At 71.5% G+C, this 18,062-nt stretch carries 16 protein-coding genes; 5 read left to right on the top strand and 11 right to left on the bottom strand.

The window, feature by feature from the left end; genetic code table 11:
- The first annotated feature begins 9 nt into the window (after window positions 1-9).
- Together ACP4IX_RS20025 and ACP4IX_RS20030 are read left to right on the top strand one after the other, a co-directional pair.
- Entirely contained in the window at window positions 10-729 is a 720-nt protein-coding gene (locus tag ACP4IX_RS20025) for an ABC transporter permease (protein ID WP_426556252.1), read from the top strand.
- A gap of 88 nt (window positions 730-817) precedes the next feature.
- Complete coding sequence (locus tag ACP4IX_RS20030) at window positions 818-1,129, top strand: hypothetical protein (RefSeq protein WP_426521589.1); 312 nt, start codon at window positions 818-820, stop codon at window positions 1,127-1,129.
- 206 nt (window positions 1,130-1,335) lie between these two features.
- On the opposite strand, the gene ACP4IX_RS20035 is transcribed toward ACP4IX_RS20030, so the two are convergent.
- The 9 genes from ACP4IX_RS20035 to ACP4IX_RS20075 all read right to left on the bottom strand — a co-directional run bounded on the left by ACP4IX_RS20035 (window position 1,336) and on the right by ACP4IX_RS20075 (window position 11,532).
- Window positions 1,336-2,178 carry an HAD family hydrolase gene (locus tag ACP4IX_RS20035; protein WP_426556253.1) on the bottom strand — a complete coding sequence of 281 codons (843 nt, stop codon included), beginning with the start codon at window positions 2,176-2,178 and terminating at the stop codon, window positions 1,336-1,338.
- A complete protein-coding gene (serS, locus tag ACP4IX_RS20040; protein ID WP_426556254.1) occupies window positions 2,175-3,452 on the bottom strand; it encodes a serine--tRNA ligase in 1,278 nt (425 codons plus the stop codon). Before serS ends, ACP4IX_RS20035 begins: the two co-directional genes overlap by 4 nt.
- Before the next feature lie 592 nt (window positions 3,453-4,044).
- Window positions 4,045-4,977 carry a prephenate dehydratase gene (gene pheA, locus ACP4IX_RS20045; RefSeq protein ID WP_426521455.1) on the bottom strand — a complete coding sequence of 311 codons (933 nt, stop codon included), beginning with the start codon at window positions 4,975-4,977 and terminating at the stop codon, window positions 4,045-4,047.
- Between the two features lie 81 nt (window positions 4,978-5,058).
- A complete protein-coding gene (gene efeB, locus ACP4IX_RS20050) occupies window positions 5,059-6,435 on the bottom strand; it encodes an iron uptake transporter deferrochelatase/peroxidase subunit (protein WP_426556255.1) in 1,377 nt (458 codons plus the stop codon).
- Window positions 6,436-6,443: 8 nt separating this feature from the next.
- Window positions 6,444-8,492 (bottom strand): copper resistance CopC/CopD family protein, encoded by a 2,049-nt coding sequence (locus ACP4IX_RS20055; RefSeq protein WP_426556256.1) that lies wholly within the window; start codon window positions 8,490-8,492, stop codon window positions 6,444-6,446.
- Window positions 8,493-8,505: 13 nt separating this feature from the next.
- Window positions 8,506-9,000: a copper chaperone PCu(A)C gene (locus ACP4IX_RS20060; protein WP_426521452.1), complete on the bottom strand. Its 495-nt coding sequence runs from the start codon at window positions 8,998-9,000 to the stop codon at window positions 8,506-8,508.
- Window positions 8,997-9,647, bottom strand: a complete 651-nt coding sequence (locus ACP4IX_RS20065; protein ID WP_426521451.1) for an SCO family protein — start codon at window positions 9,645-9,647, stop codon at window positions 8,997-8,999. The genes ACP4IX_RS20060 and ACP4IX_RS20065 overlap by 4 nt, the downstream gene beginning before the upstream one ends.
- A gap of 128 nt (window positions 9,648-9,775) precedes the next feature.
- Complete coding sequence (locus tag ACP4IX_RS20070) at window positions 9,776-10,534, bottom strand: YcnI family protein (RefSeq protein ID WP_426521450.1); 759 nt, start codon at window positions 10,532-10,534, stop codon at window positions 9,776-9,778.
- A gap of 149 nt (window positions 10,535-10,683) precedes the next feature.
- Entirely contained in the window at window positions 10,684-11,532 is an 849-nt protein-coding gene (locus ACP4IX_RS20075; RefSeq protein ID WP_426521449.1) for a hypothetical protein, read from the bottom strand.
- 233 nt (window positions 11,533-11,765) lie between these two features.
- Between ACP4IX_RS20075 and ACP4IX_RS20080 the strand changes: the two genes are divergently transcribed.
- Entirely contained in the window at window positions 11,766-12,230 is a 465-nt protein-coding gene (locus ACP4IX_RS20080; RefSeq protein WP_426521448.1) for an ATP-binding protein, read from the top strand.
- Window positions 12,231-12,473: 243 nt separating this feature from the next.
- Here ACP4IX_RS20080 and ACP4IX_RS20085 read toward each other — a convergent pair whose 3' ends face one another.
- Window positions 12,474-13,976, bottom strand: coding sequence for an aminopeptidase P family protein (locus ACP4IX_RS20085; protein WP_426521447.1), 1,503 nt, complete (start codon window positions 13,974-13,976; stop codon window positions 12,474-12,476).
- A 214-nt stretch (window positions 13,977-14,190) separates the two neighbouring features.
- On the bottom strand, window positions 14,191-15,633 hold the full coding sequence (locus ACP4IX_RS20090) for a PP2C family protein-serine/threonine phosphatase (RefSeq protein WP_426521446.1): 1,443 nt from the start codon (window positions 15,631-15,633) through the stop codon (window positions 14,191-14,193).
- Between the two features lie 708 nt (window positions 15,634-16,341).
- Between ACP4IX_RS20090 and ACP4IX_RS20095 the strand changes: the two genes are divergently transcribed.
- Together ACP4IX_RS20095 and ACP4IX_RS20100 are read left to right on the top strand one after the other, a co-directional pair.
- A complete protein-coding gene (locus tag ACP4IX_RS20095) occupies window positions 16,342-17,007 on the top strand; it encodes a bifunctional DNA primase/polymerase (protein WP_426521445.1) in 666 nt (221 codons plus the stop codon).
- A 56-nt stretch (window positions 17,008-17,063) separates the two neighbouring features.
- The gene (locus tag ACP4IX_RS20100) at window positions 17,064-17,876 is read left to right on the top strand and encodes a hypothetical protein (protein ID WP_426556257.1); all 813 of its coding nucleotides are present in this window, start codon (window positions 17,064-17,066) and stop codon (window positions 17,874-17,876) included.
- The last annotated feature ends 186 nt before the right edge of the window (window positions 17,877-18,062 follow it).

The following is an 18,062-nucleotide window of genomic DNA, read 5'->3' on the forward strand; positions in this document are numbered from 1 at the left end:
GGCCGAAGAATGTACGACCCCACAGTCGCCAGGCTCACCTATCGAGCCCTGCTCGGCCGTCGCCGGGCCTTCATCCTGGGCGCGCTGCCCCTGCTGCTGCTCGTCATCGCCGTGGCGGTGCGCGCACTCGCCGGAGCCGACGACCAGACGGCGGCGGACGTACTGGGCGGATTCGCCCTCGCCACCATGGTGCCGATCATCGGTGTCATCGCCGGCACCGGAGCCATCGGCCCGGAGATCGACGACGGCTCGGTGGTGTACCTGTTGTCCAAGCCGATCAAGCGGCCGACGATCATCTTCACCAAACTGATCGTCGCCGTCGCCGTGACGATGGTCTTCTCCGCCCTACCCACCCTGCTTGCCGGCCTGATCCTCAACGGCAACGGCCAGCAGGTCGCCGTCGCGTACACGATCGCCGCGCTCGTCGCCTCCATCGCCTACGCCGCGCTGTTCCTGCTGCTGGGCACGGTGTCCCGGCACGCGGTGGTCTTCGGCCTCGTCTATGCCCTCGTCTGGGAGGCGCTGTTCGGCTCGCTGGTCCCCGGTGCCCGCACGCTGAGCGTCCAGCAGTGGTCGCTGGCGGTGGCCCAGAAGGTCGCCGACGGGAACCTGGTGACCTCCGACGTCGGTCTGACGACCGCGACGGTGCTGCTGGCCGGGGTGACCGTGCTCGCGACCTGGTACGCAGGCCAGAAGCTGCGGTCGCTGACGCTTGCCGGGGAGGAGTGACCGGGCCCGGATCCTGACGGGGCTTTCACCCCGGCCCGGGCACACTGGGCCGGGGAAGACACGAGGGCGCAGGGTGGGAGGGACCGGGATGGCGGGCCAGACACCTCGGCACGGTGGCCGTGGACAGCCGGACGGCGGATCCGAAGACGCCACCAAGAGCACCAGGCAGGAAGCCGACGCCGAACCTGCCACCGAAGCCGCCGACGATGCCTGGGACGGCCTCGTCCTGGACGAGGGGTTCATACGCGACGCCGGGACCTCCGAGCCCTCGGCCCGCGCCCGGATGCTCGCCGCCCGCTGGCGCCGCGAGCAGCCGGAGCCGCAACCGTGGCGCTCCGACGAGCCCCCCGCGGGATGGTTCTTCAGCAAGGTCCGACGCCGCAGGTGGCGTCGGCGCTGACGCCGCATACGTCCGCTCTTAATCGGTGGCGCCCGGCTTTCCGCAACGGCACTGTGGTGGATGCACGAGGCCGGAGGGCGTCGGCGCATCGGGCGGCCGCTTCGAGCACGCGAGACGCATCGTCTTGCGTGGGCCGGCCGACGGGGACGCCGACGCCCTTCGAGCCGTGGCGTCAGGGCCGCGGTTCCAGCGTCCCGGGGCTGCGGTCAGGAGGCCAAACGCTCCAGCACCACCGCGATGCCGTCCTCGTCGTTCGAGGACGTCACCTCGTCGGCCACCGCCTTCAGCTCATCGTGGGCGTTGGCCATCGCCACGCCCCGGGCGGCCCAGCCGAACATCGGGACATCGTTGGGCATGTCGCCGAACGCGATCGTGTCCGCGGCCTTGAGGCCGAGCCGGCGCGCGGCCAGGGACAGGCCGGTGGCCTTGGACAGGCCGAGGGGGAGCAGCTCGACGATGCCCGCGCCGGCCATGGTCACCGTGACGAAACCGCCCGCGGTGCGCCGGGCGGCCTCGGCCAGCTCGTCGTCCGACAGGGTCGGATGCTGGATGTAGATCTTGTTCAGCGGCGCCGACCACACATCGGAGGCATCGGTGAACGGCACGGCCGGAAGGTCGCCTGTGACCGCGTAGCCCGGTCCGACCAGGACGTCACCGTCCAGGCCGTCGCGGCTCGCCGCCAGGTACAGAGGGCCGGTCTCCGCCTCGATCTTGGCCAGCGCCACCCCGGCCAGCTGACGGTCCAGCGTGACCGAGGTCAGCAGCCGGTGCTCCCCGGCGTGGTAGACCTGCGCGCCCTGACCGCAGACGGCGAGCCCGTTGTAGCCGAGGTCGTCGAGGATGTGCCGGGTCCACGGGACCGCGCGGCCGGTGACCACGATGTGGGCCGCGCCCGCCGCGGTAGCCGCGGCGAGCGCCTCACGGGTGCGCTGCGAGATCGAGTCGTCACTGCGCAGCAGTGTGCCGTCGAGATCGGTCGCGATCAGCCGGTAGGGGAAACCCCCGGCGGGCCCGGCGGGGGTCCCTGCGGCGGAGCCTGTGGCAGTCACTTGACCACCGGCTCCAGGACCTCCCGGCCGCCCAGGTACGGGCGCAGCACCTCGGGCACTCGCACTGAACCGTCGGCCTGCTGGTGGTTCTCCAGGATCGCCACGATCGTGCGCGGTACGGCGCACAGTGTGCCGTTGAGCGTGGCCAGCGGGCGTACCTTCTTGTCCTCGCGGACGCGGATCGACAGCCGACGCGACTGGAACTCGGTGCAGTCCGACGTCGAGGTCAGCTCGCGGTACTTGCCCTGGGTCGGGATCCACGCCTCGCAGTCGTACTTGCGCGCGGCCGAGGAACCGAGGTCGGCCGAGGCGACGTCGATGACCCGGAACGGCAGTTCCAGCGACGTCAGCCACTGCTTCTCCCACTCCAGCAGGCGCTGGTGCTCGGCCTGCGAGTCCTCGGGGAGGACGTAGGAGAACATCTCGACCTTGTCGAACTGGTGCACGCGGAAGATGCCCTTGGTGTCCTTGCCGTGCGAGCCCGCCTCGCGGCGGAAGCAGGGCGAGAAGCCGGCGTAGCGCAGCGGCAGGCGGTCCGCGTCGAGGATCTCGTCCATGTGGTAAGCGGCGAGCGGTACCTCGGACGTGCCGACCAGGTACAGATCGTCCTTGTCGAGGTGGTAGACGTCCTGGGCTGCCTGGCCGAGGAAGCCGGTGCCGGCCATCGACTGCGGTCGGACCAGCGCCGGGGTCAGCATCGGAGTGAAGCCGGCCGCCGTGGCCTGGGCGATCGCCGCGTTGACCAGGGCGAGCTCCAGGAGCGCGCCGACGCCGGTCAGGAAGTAGAAACGCGAACCGGAGACCTTGGCGCCGCGTTCGACGTCGATGGCGCCGAGCAGCTGGCCCAGCTCGAGGTGGTCCCTGGGCTCGAAGCCCTCGGCCGCGAAGTCGCGGTGCGTGCCGTGCGTCTCCAGCGTGACGAAGTCCTCCTCGCCGCCGACGGGGACGTCGGGGTGGACGAGGTTGCCGAGCCGCTGGAGGAGTTCCTGGGTCGCGGCGTCGGCCGCGTCGCGCTCGGTGTCCGCCGCCTTGACGTCGGCGGCGAGCTGGCTCGCCCGCTTCAGCAGCTCGGCCTTCTCGTCTCCGGAGGCCTTGCCGATGAGCTTGCCGAGGCCTTTCTGTTCGGCGCGCAGCTCGTCGAAGCGGACGCCGGACGACCGGCGCCGCTCGTCGGCAGACAGGAGGGAGTCGACGAGCGCGACGTCCTCTCCACGGGCGCGCTGCGACGCGCGCACACGGTCGGGGTCCTCACGGAGCAGGCGAAGGTCAATCACGCGGTCAAGGCTACCGGTGTGCGGTGACGGGTCTCGACTCACTATTGCCGGTCACGGGTTCTGAGTTCCGTTATGCGGAAGATGCGCCTTGTTCGCATCGTGTCCGCAGCCTTTTCCCCGCGGTCAATCAGGGGTGTCTCCATACCTGGAACGAGCCAACGGGGGCGACGGTGGTTGACTGGATTTCCTTGTGGAGAACGGGACTTGTGGAGCTGTTCCGCACCCGTCTGTCCACAGGAATCCCCAGCCCCGGGAAGTTATCCACAGGCTGTGCGAAAGATCTGTGGACTCACGGGAAGTGGGTATGCGCAACGGCCCGCGATGGCTGTGTGAGCCGTTCAAACCCTTCACGCCCCCCACTTTCGGGTGGAAACGGAGCGCTCGGTGTCACTCCGGAGGATGGGGGGCGAGAAACAGGTGGATGAAAGGTGGCGGAGGTGCCTGCGGTGAAGCGGGGCGCCAAGTAGGACATGTCGACTGAATGCCCTTTCGTTGTCGACTTGTCCCCAGGTCGAGAAGCAGACCTGTGGATAACACCTGTGGATAACGAGAATATGCAGGTACGACTGGTGGAACCGGCCGGTTCCGGCCGTCAGAACCGACCGTCCTGGCAGCGCGCGACCCAGTCCGCCGCCGCGACGAACGCCTCGTCCGAGGTGCCCGGCCGTGGTGCGCCCACGTCCGCCGGCTCGACCTCCGCCCGTGGGTACGAACCCAGGTAGCGCACCTGGAGGCAGGTCCGCTTCAGGCCCATCAGGGCATCGGCCACCCGGCGGTCGGAGATGTGCCCCTCGGCGTCGATGCAGAAGCAGTAGTTGCCGATGCCGGCACCGGTGGGCCGGGACTGCAGCAGCATCAGGTTGACGCCTCGCGTGGCGAACTCGCCCAGCAGGTCGCGCAGGCCGCCGGGGTGGTCGTCGCGCTGCCAGAGCACGATGGACGTCTTGTCCGCGCCGGTCGGTGCCGCGGGCCGGGCGGGGCGGCCCACCAGGACGAAGCGTGTCTGGGCGTTCTCCGCGTCGTGGATGTCGGCCTCGAGGACCTCCAGGCCGTAGCGGCCCGCGGCGAACTCGCCGGCGAACGCCGCATCGTACCGGCCCTCCTGCACCAGGCGGGCGCCGTCCGCGTTGGAGGCGGCCGACTCCCAGGCGGTGTCCGGGAGGTGCTTCCTGATCCAGTTGCGTACCTGGGGCTGGGCGGCCGGGTGGGCGGTGACCGTTTTGATGTCCGACAGTTTGGTGCCGGGGCGGACCAGCAGGGCGAAGGTGATGGACAGCAGCACCTCGCGGTAGATCATCAGCGGCTGGCCGGCGACCAGCTCGTCGAGGGTGGTGGTGATGCCGCCCTCGACGGAGTTCTCGATCGGCACGAACGCGGCCTCTGCCTCGCCGGTGCGCACCGCGTCGAGCGCGGACTGGACTGACACGTACGGGACCAGTTCCCGGGTCGCCGTCTCCGGGAGGGTGCGCAGGGCGACTTCGGTGAAGGTGCCTTCGGGGCCGAGATACGCGTAACTGGCTGGCATGACCTCACCCTAATGGGCCCGGTCAGGCCTGGCTCACGTGTCGGGGACGACCCGCTCCGCGGGGGCGGACTCCGGCCGGTTTCACCCCTCCAGCAGCCGCTGGCCCACGTATTCTCCCTCGGCCGCCCCGCCGGGTACCGCGAACAGCCCGCTCGCCTCGTGCCGGATGAACTGCGAGAGCGCGTCCCCCCGGTCCAGCTTGCGCTGGACCGGTACGAAGCCGCGCAGCGGGTCGGCCTGCCAGCAGATGAAGAGCAGGCCCGCGTCGGGCACGCCGTCCGCGTCGAAGCCGTCGTGGTACGAGAAGGGCCGCCGGACCATGGCCGCACCGCCGTTCTGGTCGGGGCGGGTGATGCGGGCGTGGGCGTTGATGGGGACGATCAGGTTCCCGGCCTCGTCCGTCTTCTCCAGGTCCATCTCGGTCGTCTCGGTGCCCCCGGTCAACGGAGCCCCGTCGGACTTCCGGCGGCCTATGACCTCCTCCTGGGCCTTGACGGGCAGCTTCTCCCAGTCGTCGAGGAGCATGCGGATGCGGCGTACGACGGCGTAGGAGCCGTTCGCCATCCATGCGTGCTCCTTGTTCTCGTTCTCTCCGGAACTCCCGTGCTGTTCGGGGACGAAGATCCGTTGGTCGAAGTCGGTGTCGGACGGCTTCGGGTTGCGCGTGCCGTCGACCTGGCCCATGAGGTTGCGGGCGGTCATGGGGTGAGTGGTGGCACCCGGCGAGCGGTTGAAGCCGTTCATCTGCCAGCGGACGCGGGCGGCCGATCCGGCGTCCTGCTGGACGGCGCGCAGGGCGTGGAAGGCGACCAGGGCGTCGTCGGCGCCGATCTGCACCCACAGGTCGCCGTTGCTGCGGTTCTTGTCGAGGTGGTCGGAGGAGAAGTCGGGCAGCGGGTCGAGGGCGGCCGGTCGCTGCTCGGCCAGGCCGGTCCGGCCGAAGAAGCTGTGCCCGAACCCGAAGGTGACGGTCAGCGAGGCGGGCCCCGCGTCCCGGGCCACGTCCGTGTCACGGGAGCCTGTCGGGTCGCCCGCCATCAGCCGCCGGGCGGTGTCGGACCAGCGGCGCAGCAGTGCGGCGGCCTCCTTGCGGCCGGCGCCCGCCGCCAGGTCGAAGGCGATGAGGTGGCCGCGGGACTGCATGGGGGTGGTGATGCCGGGCTGATGTTTCCCGTGAAACATCACCTGCTCGCTGCCCAGCGAGGTGAGCGGTGTGGCGGCGGTCGGGGAGGAGGGGGCGGCGGCGTAGCCCGCGGCGCCGCCGGCCGCGCCGAGTACGAGCCCGGTGGCACCGGCGGTGCCGAGCAGCCGCCGCCGCGAGATGCCCGCGCGGGCGGTGGTGCTCGCGGAGTCGAGGGGCCCGGGCCCGCCGGGCGACCCGTGGGCCGTCTCGGGGGTCCGGGCTTCGGGGGTCCGGGCTTCGGGGGTCCGGGCTTCGGGGGTGGACTGGTCAGCCATGGTGCGGTTCAGCCGATCTGCGCGTTCTTGGTGACGGTCACCTGGTCGATGTCGGAGGTCCGCACGGTGACGGCGACCTCCCAGTCGCCGGCCATCGGGATCTGCACCCCGCTCGCCGACCAGTGTCCGGTGGTGATGCGGTCGGGGACGACGGGTAGCGGCCCGATGTTCTTGGCCTCCAGGGTGAAGGCGACTTTCACCTCGGGGATGTCGAAGGCGTTGCCGTTGGGGCGCTCGACGTAGAGGTGCATGTCGTTGGCGCCCACGCGTGCGGGGTCGAGTTCGACCCGGACGACGCCCTTGCCGTTCTGGCTGCCGGTGTCGAAGGGCATGTCCAGGGTGACCGTCCCGGTGGAGGGCGCGGACGGGGAGGCGGTGGACGGGTTGGCGGCCTTGGCCTCTTCCTCGGTCCGGCCCGGCTCCGTCTGGGTCAGGACGGTGGTGACGGCGAGCAGGACGACGGCGACGCCGGCTTCGGCGAGGACGGAGCGGCGCAGTCCGAAGCGGTGGGGGTCGGCGTCCCGTTGCCGTTTCTGCCGGGCGGCGTCCACGGCCGCGCGCTGCCGGGCGAGCTGGGCGGCGCGCTGGGAGGTGCCGGAGTCCTTCGTCGCCTCGGGGGACCGCGGGGAGTCCTTCGCCGTCCTGGTCGTCCCCTCGTCGGTCTTGGACGTCCTGGCCGCCCCCTCGTCGGTCTTGGACGCCCTGGAAGCCTCCGCGGCGGCTTTCGATGCCCCGGTAGCCTTCCCGGCGGCCTCCGCGTCCTCGGCCTTACGGCCGGTGCCCGCGTCGGTCTGCTCCTTCTCCCGCTGGCGGGCGATCGCGGGCACCGCCTCCGCCAACTGTGCCGTCCACCGTCGAGAGAGGTAGGCGATGCCGACCAGCACCGCCACGAGCCCGATCTTGACGAGGAGCAGCCGGCCGTACCGGGTGTCGGTGAAGGCTGTCCAGGAGCCGAGCTGGCGCCAGGACTGATAGGTGCCGGTCACCACGAGCGCGACCACGCTGCCGAAGGCGACGCGTGAGAACCGGCGTACGGCGACGGTGGGGAGCGGTGTGTCCGCGGGGGCCCGGTACAGGGTGACGAGCAGGGCGGTGAGTCCGCCGAGCCAGCCGGCCATCGCGAGGAGGTGGACGACGTCGACCGGCATGGCGAGACCGGCCTGGAGGCCGACGGAGGCGTGCTCGGACATCGCCCAGGTCGCCGCGAGCCCGGCCGCCACGACGGTTCCGCCGATCCCGAGTCCGAAGGTGAGGTCCCGCTTCTCCTCGTCCTCTCGCTTGTCATAGGCGCCGAAGAGGACGGCGACGAACAGGGCGGCCGCCGCGAGCAGGAGCAGCCGGGAGACCAGCGAGGCGCCGGTCTTGGTCTGCAGCACCTCGCCGAGCAGGTTCAGGTCGAAGACGTCGCCGAGCTTCCCGGAGCCGGTGTAGGAGCCGCGCAGCAGGAGCAGCAGCAGCGTGGCGGCGGTGAGCGCGAGCCATCCCGAGACGACGAGCCGCTGTACCGCCCGGATTCCCGAGCCGCGTGGCCAGCAGGCGAGGACGAAGGCAGCACCGCCCACCAGCACGGTGAACCCGGCGTACGACACGTACCGCCCGAGGCCGTACAGCCAGCCGACGATCCCGTCGCCCGTCTGTGTGCCGTACACGGAGACGGAGGTCTCGGACGGGGCTCCGATGGAGAAGGTGTAGGCGCCGGCGACGGGGTGGCTGTCGGCGGACACGACCTGGTAGGTCACCGTGTACGTGCCGTCGGGCAGCCCGGCGTGCAGTTTCACGGAGTAGGTCGTGCCGCTCGTACCGGACGGCTCGCCGTCGTCGACGCGTTCGCCCCGGGGGTCGAAGACGCGCAGCGAGTCGGCGTCCATGGAGACCGATTCGGAGAAGGTGAGCGACACCTGGGCCGGAGCCTTGTCGACCACCGCCCCCTGTCGGGGGTCACTGCCGGTCAGTGCGGCGTGCGCGGAGGCCGGTCCGGCGCCGGCGAGCAGCGCGCAGGCCGCGGCCAGGAGCAGCAGCACCACGGTCCGGACGCGCGGGGCGATGGTCTGCGACAAGGTGGTCCTTCCCTCAGTGTCCGGTGTGTTCGGAGTGTCCGGGTTGCCCGGTGGGCCGGTACGTGGCCGCCTTCACGGGCAGCTTGACCGTGACGGGGTCGGCGTGGGCGAAGTGAAGGTCGACGGAGACCGTCTGTCCCTCCTTGGGCTGCTGCTTCAGCTTCTCGAACATCAGGTGGTTGCCGCCGCTTTCGAGCACGAGCCGGCCGTGGGCGGGGATCGGGAGGCTGTCGACCTCCTTCATCGTCCCGTCGACGGTTTCGTGCACGGTGACGTCACCGGCTCCGCTGGTCACCGAGGTCAGTTCGTCCTCGGTGTCGCCCTCGTTGGTGATGGTGAGGAAGCCCGCCGCCATCGAGTCGGAGACAGGCTGCGGTATGTAGGCGGCGTCGACGGAGAGTTCGGCGCCGGAGGCCGAGGAGCCGGAGCCGGAGTCCGAGTCGCCGCAGCCCGCGAGGGCCAGCGCGCCGATCACCGTCACGGCGGCGAGAGCGGGACGGCCCCTCACGGGTTCTCTCCCTTGACGAGCTCGGGGAGGTCCTTGGTGTAGTCCTCGACGGTGGCGTCCTCGCCGTAGAGGACGTAGCCCGCGTCGGACTTCGGGGAGAAGGCGACGACCTGGGTGCCGTGCGCCGAGACGACCTTGCCGTTCTTGTCCTTGGTCGGCGGGTCGATGGAGATGCCGAGGGTGCGGGCGCCGGCCTGGACGGTGTCGAAGTCGCCGGTCAGGCCGATGATCTGCGGGTCGATGCCCTTGAGCCACTTGCCGAGCGCGGCCGGGGTGTCGCGTTCCGGGTCGGTGCTGACGAACACGATGCGGAGCGTGTCCTGCTCGGCCTGGGACAGCTGCTTCTTGGCCACGGCGATGTTGTTCATGGTCAGGGGGCAGACGTCGGGGCAGTGGGTGTAGCCGAAGTAGATCAGGGTGGGTTTGCCGGCGGTCTGCTCGCGGAGGTCGTACTCCTTGCCCTGGGTGTCGGTGAGGACCAGGTCGGGCTTCTCGAACGGCTTGTCGAGCACGGTGGCGGCCTTCTGGCTGGTGTCCTCGGAGACCATCGCGACGGGCTTGTCGCTGTCGGCGCCGCTGCCGCAGGCGGACAGGGTCAGGGAGGCGGCGGCGAGCAGTGCGGCCGCGGCGAACGTCTTCTTGCGCATAGAGAAATGTCCCAGATGTGAGGTGCTCCGGTGCGCGCCGGGGTCCGTCGGACCGACGGGGTGCCCGGCGCGCACCGGACGAGAGGATGCGTGGGCGTTGTCACGCCGACGCACCGGCGCGGGCGTTGTTACGCCGACGCGTCGGAGGCGCGCCGGCGTCCGGCCAGCACGCCGTAGGCGACGCCCGCGGCACCGACGACGATGCCGACGACGCCGAGGATGCGGGCGGTGGTGTCGGTGCCGTCCCCGGAACCGGAGTCGGAGGAGGCGGTGGTGTCGGCGGCGGTGTTCTGCGCGGCCGCCTCGGTGCCGTCCTCGGCCTTCGCGCCCGACGAGCCGTGGGCGTCGCCCTCGGCGGCGGTCAGCTCCAGCACGGGCGCCGGGTGCTCGGGCTCCTCCTGGCCCTCCTGCGGCACCTCGATCCAGCGCACGACCTCCTTGTTGTCGTACGTCTGGATCGCCTTGAACACCATCTCGTCGGCGTCCTCGGGCAGCGCGCCGACGGAGACCGGGAACTTCTGGAAGTAGCCGGGCTCGATGCCCGTGCCGTCGGCGGTCCAGGTGACCTTGGTGACGGCCTCGGTGAGCTGCTTGCCGTGCGACTCCAGCGGCTTGTCCAGCTTGGACTTGGTGACCTCCGCCTTCCAGCCGGGGACCGGCTGCGGCATCACGGACGCCAGCGGGTGGTCGGTGGGGAAGGCGACCTCCAGCTTGGTGGTGGAGGCGTTGTCCCGTTCGTTGGGGACCTTGAAGTCGACGACGGCGTAGCCGCCCTTGGCGGCCGCGCCCTCCGGCTGCACGCTGACGTGCGCGAAGGCGGGGGCGGACAGGGCGAGGACGGCGATGCCGGAGACGGCGCCGGCGGCGGCGATACGAGAAGGCTTCATGGACGGAGCACTCCGCTTCGAGTGGGTCACCGGTGTCGAACCGGTGGCGGGTGACGGGAGGGTGCGCGCACGCGCGCGTGCCGCACGACGGCGGCCCCTCCGCGCGGCGGCCGAGGGGCCGGCCGGGGCGGGGTGGTGGTCGCGTCGTGTCAGGCGGCGAGGGCGAACGCGTCGTCCGGCGGGCCGCGTCTGATCACCGTGTGCTGGAGTGCGGTGGTGCGGGGCCGCGGCGGCACCTGCCGAGCGGTGTGCGGCAGGCGCGGGCCCGTCCCGGGAGCCCCCTGGAGCCCGGCCTGCAGGGCGCGGAGCAGGGAGAGCGCCGCGCGCAGGGCGCGTACGAACGCGGCCTCGGCCACCGAGTGGGCCGAGTGCGCCGACAGTTCGACGAGCCGCGCCAGGGCCAGGTCCCCGCTCCGCAGCAGCCAGCCGGCGGCCAGGGCCGCGAGGACGTGGCCGAGGAGCATCGGCAGGGACGGCAGCAGCGAGGCCGAGGAGCCGGCCGCGGTCAGGGCGTCGGCGGGGTCGTGGGCGGCGCCTGCGTGGACGTCCGGAGCGATCCGGGCGTCGGTGAGGATCCGCTGGGCCTGCGCCGGGCTGATCGCCGCCGCGGTGGTTCCGCAGACCAGCCGTGCGGCCTGCTGGATCAGTGAGGCGTCGGACAGCGGGCCGGGTCCGCCGACGGACGTGGCGGCCGTACCGGACGCCGGGACCGTGGAGGCACCGTGCTGGCCCAGTCCGAACAGGGCGTGCAGCGCGGTCTGGCCGACGGTGAGCAGTACCGCGATGCCGGGCAGCGAGCGCTCGCGTCCGGCGAGGGGCGCGGCGACCACGACCGCCCCGAGGAATCCAGCGCCCAGCGACCACAGCGGAACGGTGGCGCAGGAGGCGAGGGTGTGCCCTGCCGCGGCCAGCACGACGCAGACCGCGGCGAACACCGCGGCCCGCAGGATCCGGAGGTCGTTCCCGGAGCGCACCGTAGGCGGGTGGGGGGCAGTCATGGCGGGCTCATCATCCCACTGGCGCCCCCCGCGCCGTACGGCAGGTCCACAAGATGCCGTACGGCCGGAAGCGGACCGGAACGTCACCTTCTGGTGTGAGCCGTCCCACATACACCGATCGGCGGCAGGGACGCGTCGGCCATATGGACGGTCTCGCGCGCAGACCGCGCTTACGCCCGGGAGCGGGGGGCAATACGTAACGGTATGTCGAGCCGCGGCCGGGAGGCTGGAGCATGAGCATCTGGTGGTCACTCCATTTGCGGCGCGAGGCTGCGAGCGTGCCCCTGGCCCGCCGCCTGCTGATCGGCACCATGGAGACCGCGGGTGTCGACCCCGACGTCTCCTTCGACCTCTCGGTCGCGCTGAGCGAGGCCTGCGCGAACGCCGTCGAGCACGGCGGCGACGACGAACCCGGAGGCTCCTCGCAGGCGTACCGCGTCACGGCCTACCTCGACGGTGAGCTTTGCCGGATCGAGGTCGCCGACACGGGCCCGGGGTTCGCCGCGGCCCCTGCGGGCCGTCCGGGGAAAGCGGCCCGCCCGGTGTCCGACGACGCCGAGGACGGCCGCGGCCTGTGTCTCATCCGGGAGCTCGCCGACCACGTCCACATCGGCAGCAGGCCGGGCCGGGCCGGTGCCGTGGTGAGTTTCGACAAGGTCCTCAAGTGGCGCGAGGGAACTCCGCTGGTGGCGGTCTGACGGCGCCGGCATCAGGGCGCCGCGTCCAGCATCCTTCCAAGTGCTTCGAGTACTCCGAGTGCTTCGAGTACTCCGAGTGCCCTGTGTACCTCGAGTGCCCTGAGTGCCTCGAGTGCCAGTCCACGAAAACGCCCCCGGGGCGCCTGGGCGCGCCGCAAGCCCGGGGGATCCCTTCCGCGGCCCCTCCCGGACACGTCGATGGCCGGGCACCCCGTGTGCGGTACCCGGCCGGCGAACCGTGGATCAGCCCTTCAGCGCGGCCATCCACTCCTCGACCTCGTCCGACCGGCGCGGCAGCCCGGCGGACAGGTTCCGGTTGCCGTCGGCGGTAACGAGGATGTCGTCCTCGATGCGGACGCCGATGCCCCGGTACTCCTCGGGCACGGTCAGGTCGTCGGCCTGGAAGTACAGGCCGGGCTCGACCGTGAGCACCATGCCGGGCTCCAGCGTGCCGTCGACGTAGGACTCCACGCGCGCGGCGGCGCAGTCGTGGACGTCCATGCCGAGCATGTGGCCGGTGCCGTGCAGCGTCCAGCGGCGCTGCAGGCCGAGCTCCAGCACCCGCTCGACGGGGCCCTCGACCAGGCCCCACTCGACGAGCCGCTCGGCCAGCACGCGCTGGGACGCGTCGTGGAAGTCGCGGAACTTGCCGCCCGGCTGCACGGCCGCGATGCCGGCCTCCTGGGCGTCGTACACGGCGTCGTAGATCTTCTTCTGCAGCTCGCTGTAGCGGCCGTTGATCGGCAGCGTGCGCGTGACGTCGGCGGTGTAGTACGTGTGCGTCTCCACGCCCGCGTCGAGCAGCAGCAGGTCGCCGGAGCGGACCGGGCCGTCGTTGCGCACCCAGTGCAGGGTGCAGGCGTGCGGGCCGGCGGCGCAGATGGAGCCGTAGCCGACGTCGTTGCCCTCCACGCGGGCGCGGAGGAAGAAGGTGCCCTCGATGTACCGCTCGGACGTCGCCTCGGCCTTGTCGAGGACCTTCACGACGTCCTCGAAGCCGCGCACCGTGGAGTCGACGGCCTTCTGCAGCTCGCCGATCTCGAACTCGTCCTTGACCAGTCGGGCCTCGGAGAGGAAGACGCGCAGTTCCTCGTCGCGCTCGGCGGTGACCTTGTCGGTCAGGGCGGCCTCGATGCCGGCGTCGTGACCGCGCACGACGCGGACCGGGCCGGTGGCCTCGCGGAGGTTTCCGGCCAGCTCGCGGACGTCGGAGGCGGGGATGCCGTACCGCTTCTCGGCCTCGGTGAGGGAGTGGCGGCGGCCGACCCACAGTTCGCCCTGGCCGTCGAGCCAGAACTCGCCGTTCTCGCGGTCGGAGCGGGGCAGGAGGTAGATCGTCGCGGTGTGGCCGGCGCCCTCGGGCTCCATGACCAGGACGCCGTCCTCGGTCTGGTTGCCGGTCAGGTAGGCGTACTCGACCGAGGCGCGGAAGGAGTACTCCGTGTCGTTCGAGCGGGTCTTCAGGTTGCCCGCGGGGATCACCAGGCGCTCGCCCGGGAAGCGGGCGGACAGGGCGGCGCGGCGGGCGGCGGTCTCGGTGGCCTGGGCGATCGGCTCCAGGTCGCGCAGCTCCGTGTCGGCCCAGCCGGACTTCATGTTCTCGGCCAGCTCGTCGGACACGCCGGGGTACAGGCCGTTCTTGCGCTGCTTGATCGGTTCCTCGCCCGCCGCGGCAGCGGCGTCCTCAAGCACGGTTTCCGGCTTCTCCGAGATCTCCGGGTTCTCCGGGGTGAGCTCCTCCGCCACGGTCATCCTCCTTGATACGGCACTGGACCACCCCCCATCGTACGGTCGTACGGAAGGGGGCCCAGGGCCGAAGGGCCTGTTACATGGAGGCGCTACCGTCCGTTATCCGTGGCCTGCGGGGGGTCAGTGCCCCGTTTTGCGGACAGTGGTGTCAGCAGGGGGCGTCAAGAGGGGGTGCCGACAGCGCCGGTTGGCGGATCTGCCGACCGTGCCGCTATTCGAACCGGACGGCCAGCAGGACGACGTCCTCCTCGGAGTCCGCGTCGGCCAGTCCGTCCGGCAGTACCGTGCGCAGGACGTGCTCGGCGACGGCGTCCGGGTCGTGGCGCTTGGCCCTGGGTACGCCGGCCGCCGCCGCGTGCAGCCGGGCGAAGGCGCGGTCGGCCGGGTCGCCGGTGCGGTGCAGCAGCCCGTCGGTGTACAGCAGGACCGTCTCCCCGGGTTCCGCCTGGACCTCCACGCTCGGTGCCTCCCAGCAGGCGAGCATGCCGAGCGGAGCGGAGAGGGAGGTCTCGACGAACTCCGTGCGCCGCTCACCGATCAGCAGCGGCGGACTGTGTCCGGCGCCGGCCAGGGTGATCCGGTGCAGTGCCGGCTCGCAGTAGCCGAACAGCGCGGTGGCCGAGCGGGCGGGCTCGGTGAGGCGCAGCAGCAACTCCAGGTCGGACAGGACCGCGACCGGGTCCTCGCCCTCCATCACGGAGTACGCGCGGAGCGAGGCGCGCAGCCGCCCCATCGCGGCGACGGCGCTGGGCCCGGACCCGGTGACGGACCCGACGGCGAGTCCGAGCGCGGCGTCCGGCAGCGGCAGTGCGTCGTACCAGTCGCCGCCGCCGAGCGGGCCGGTGCGGTGCCGGGCGGCGAGCTGGACGCCGGGCACTCGCGGCAGGCGGGAGGGGAGCAGCTCCTCTGCCATCGTCGCCATGCACGCACGCGTGTGCTCGACCTCCAGGAGGCGGGCCAGGTGCTGGCCGGCGTACCGGGCGTAGAGGCCGACGAGGTGGCGTTGCCGCTCGCCCGGCTCGGCGGGCTCGTCGTAGAGCCATACGGCGGCTCCCATGCGCCCGGTGCCTTCGGCGGAGAGGGGGAGCGCAAAGCTGGCGGCGTAGCCGAGGCGGGCGGCGACTTCGCGGTGGCGCGGGTCGAGACCCTTCTCGGCGAACAGGTCGGGCTCGGCGATCCCGCCCTCACCGACCGGCAGACCGTCCAGAATTCGCCCGTGGGGCAGGGAACTTCGCGGAACGGTCTCGATGTGGCCGAGGTCGGTGCGGGCCAGTCCGAGGCCGACGGTGGCGCCCGGGCCGAGTCCGTCGGCCGGTTCCAGCGCGACGAGGCCGCGCCGGGCGCCCACCAGGGCGGCTCCGGCGCGCAGCACTTCCTGGATGCCTGCGGAGAGGGAGTCGGTGCGGACCAGGCGCTCGGTCAGCTCGTGCAGGGTCGTGAGGTCCGAGACCCAGCCGGCCAGCCTGTCCTGGAGCAGGCCACCGGGAGCGCACGGTGTACCCGAGGCGCCCGTGACCTGCGCGACCTCCGTGACCTCCGTGGTGTTTGGGGCACCGGCCGGTGAGGTACCCGGGACGACGGACGCGACAGTGTGTGCGGGAGACGGAACCGTTGAATCGATTCCGGCCACTTTCGCAGAGTGCGGGGTGTTCATGGCGCCCGGCCTTCCGACCGGCAGTTACTGCTCAAAAGCATCGCGAACCCCCATGTCATTCTGCGCCGCTAGCAGTGTCTCCACATGTACACGCACTCGTAAGGAGATGTCCAGCATTGTCCTGCTGGGATTACTGGTGTCCGTGAGGTGCGAGTGACTTCCTTCGCGGCCCTTGCGGAAAAGCAAAATTGACTTGAAACTGCCCTACAGGAAGCCTTGTTGCGGTCGACTGGGGGTGCTTTACGGAGCGTCACAGCGGTCGTGAGGGGTACGTACTCGGAGAAGGCCAGGGTGCCCGGGGCATCCGGAACCTGGCGGCGGACCCGGGCGTCCTATCCACCGACGACCGTGCCCCATCCTCCCGTGGCGGAGGCGGAGAGAAAAACGCGGAACGGCAAAACGCCAGACTTCGCCACCCCGCGCCACGCCCATGCTCGTGATGGACGCAGAGTGGAACGAACCGCCGCGGACGCAGTCAGTGCTCGGCCACGGGGTTTCCCAGCCCCTGGCAGTGATGCCCTCGGCGGTGTGATGCCCTCGGCAGTGTGAGGCCTTCGGCGGAGATGCCATCGGCAGAGAGATGCCTCCGGCGGAGAGGCCTCCGGCAGGGGTGTGATGCGCCACCAGCTACGCACAGCGAAGAGATCGACACATGGTGTGATGTGACCACGGTGTTGCCAGGCGTGCAACGGAAAGGAACGAGCGCTCATGCGCGAGATCCTCGGAAGGCGACGCAGGCTCTTGTCCCAGCACGACGACGGGCGGCCTGAGCTGATCGGCGCGGCCCTGACCTACGCGACGCAATGGCAGTGGCCCGTACTCCCGGGCGTGGCGGCGGACCCGCAGGCGCGGTCGCGCTGCGGCTGCCCCGAACCCGAGTGCACGGTGCCCGGCGCGCACCCCTTCGACCCGGAGCTCCTCGCGGCCACCACCGACGCGCGCATGGTGCGCTGGTGGTGGACCAGCCGGCCCACCGCACCGATCATTCTGGCCACCGGGGGCAGCGCCCCGTGCGCCGTCTCCCTGCCCGCCCTGCCGGCCGCCCACGCCCTGGCCGCGCTCGACCGCGCCGGTCTGCGGCTCGGCCCGGTCATCGCGGCGCCCACCCGCTGGTCGCTGCTGGTCAAGCCGTACTCCATGGAGCAACTGGGCGAGCTGCTCCACGCCAAGGACTTCGTCCCCGGCTCCCTGCGCTTCCACGGCGAGGGCGGCTATCTCGCGCTGCCCGCGTCCGAGACCGGCGGGGGAACCGTCCGCTGGGAGCGGGCACCCTTGCCCGGCTCCGCCTCGCCCTGGGTGCCCGACGTGGAGGCCGTGGTGGACGCGGTGGTCGACGCCCTCACTCGTACGGGTGTGAACGCGCCCGAGTTGTAGGGAGGTCCGGCGCGCACGGCAGTCCGCGCCCGCCCGCGGTCGTTATCGTCCGCCCCATGCCGCTTCACGCTGGGGAGCACCACGCCGCCGGACGGGACCGCACGGGAGGGCCGCACCGCGCGGGTTCGCGCCGCCGCAGGCGACCGGACCGCCACCGGAGGGTCCGCCTGTACGGGCTCGCCGGAGTCGTGGTCTGCGGGGGCCTGCTGCCGTTCACCGTGGCGTCCGCGGGGCCCGTGGGCGACGGGAAGGAGCAGGCACCGGCCGTCCATCTCCTCTCGCGGGGCGGAGACGGCCGGACGGCCGACAGGACCGGTCATGCCCCGGCCACGACCGCGCCCGACCGTTCCCCGCTGCCGAACGGCGCGGCCACCGCCGTGCGCTGCGGCCCGGAAATCACCTCCTCCGAGGGGGTCGAGGCGCAGACCTGCGTCGTGACCCGGGGAGCGGAGACCTGGGCGCGGACCTACTACCGCAACGCGACCGGCCGCCCGCTCGAAACCGTACTGATCCTCATGGGGCCCGACGGGCACAGCGTGCGGATGCGCTGCTCGGTGGGCGCCGGCGGTGCGCCGGGCACCTGCGAGACGCCCGGGGAGCCCTCCCGGGGCCGGCCTGCGGTGTACACCGCGGTCGCGGAGTTCGCAGACCGGGTCGGATACGGGCAGCTGCTGTTGCGTGCCGGGAGCAACCGTGACGACGGGAGCAACCGTGACGACGGGAGGAACCGTGACGACGGGAGCGGCCATGACAACGGTCCCGTCGGGGTCAAGGGGACCGACGGGACCGACGATGGTGACAGAAGTGACGGGGACGCGGGGAGCAGCGGAGGCGTAGTGGGCAACTCGGCTGCGGACGCGGGGAGTTGACAGGCGACTGCGGTGCGTGTGCGACCGGGCGCATGCAAAGACCCGGTTGCTGGCGACGGGGGATGCACCAGCAACCGGGCTACTCGAACGGTAACAAGAGATCGGCGCTAAGCAAATTCGATCTCCTGTTTTCCGGTCACCTACTGGCCTGTCTTCGCCGGGAGTTGTGACCGGAGTCACGCGCTC

This window comes from Streptomyces sp. WG5 (assembly GCF_049974565.1).
GTDB lineage: Bacteria > Actinomycetota > Actinomycetes > Streptomycetales > Streptomycetaceae > Streptomyces.

Coding starts and splice junctions, on each gene's coding strand:
- ACP4IX_RS20025 (WP_426556252.1), top strand. CDS start 10: ATGTACGACCCCACAGTCGCCAGGCTCACCTATCGAGCCCTGCTCGGC.
- ACP4IX_RS20030 (WP_426521589.1), top strand. CDS start 818: ATGGCGGGCCAGACACCTCGGCACGGTGGCCGTGGACAGCCGGACGGC.
- ACP4IX_RS20095 (WP_426521445.1), top strand. CDS start 16,342: ATGCGCGAGATCCTCGGAAGGCGACGCAGGCTCTTGTCCCAGCACGAC.
- pheA (WP_426521455.1), bottom strand. CDS start 4,977: ATGCCAGCCAGTTACGCGTATCTCGGCCCCGAAGGCACCTTCACCGAA.
- ACP4IX_RS20070 (WP_426521450.1), bottom strand. CDS start 10,534: ATGAAGCCTTCTCGTATCGCCGCCGCCGGCGCCGTCTCCGGCATCGCC.
- ACP4IX_RS20090 (WP_426521446.1), bottom strand. CDS start 15,633: ATGAACACCCCGCACTCTGCGAAAGTGGCCGGAATCGATTCAACGGTT.
- ACP4IX_RS20065 (WP_426521451.1), bottom strand. CDS start 9,647: ATGCGCAAGAAGACGTTCGCCGCGGCCGCACTGCTCGCCGCCGCCTCC.
- ACP4IX_RS20075 (WP_426521449.1), bottom strand. CDS start 11,532: ATGACTGCCCCCCACCCGCCTACGGTGCGCTCCGGGAACGACCTCCGG.
- ACP4IX_RS20100 (WP_426556257.1), top strand. CDS start 17,064: ATGCCGCTTCACGCTGGGGAGCACCACGCCGCCGGACGGGACCGCACG.
- efeB (WP_426556255.1), bottom strand. CDS start 6,435: ATGGCTGACCAGTCCACCCCCGAAGCCCGGACCCCCGAAGCCCGGACC.
- ACP4IX_RS20080 (WP_426521448.1), top strand. CDS start 11,766: ATGAGCATCTGGTGGTCACTCCATTTGCGGCGCGAGGCTGCGAGCGTG.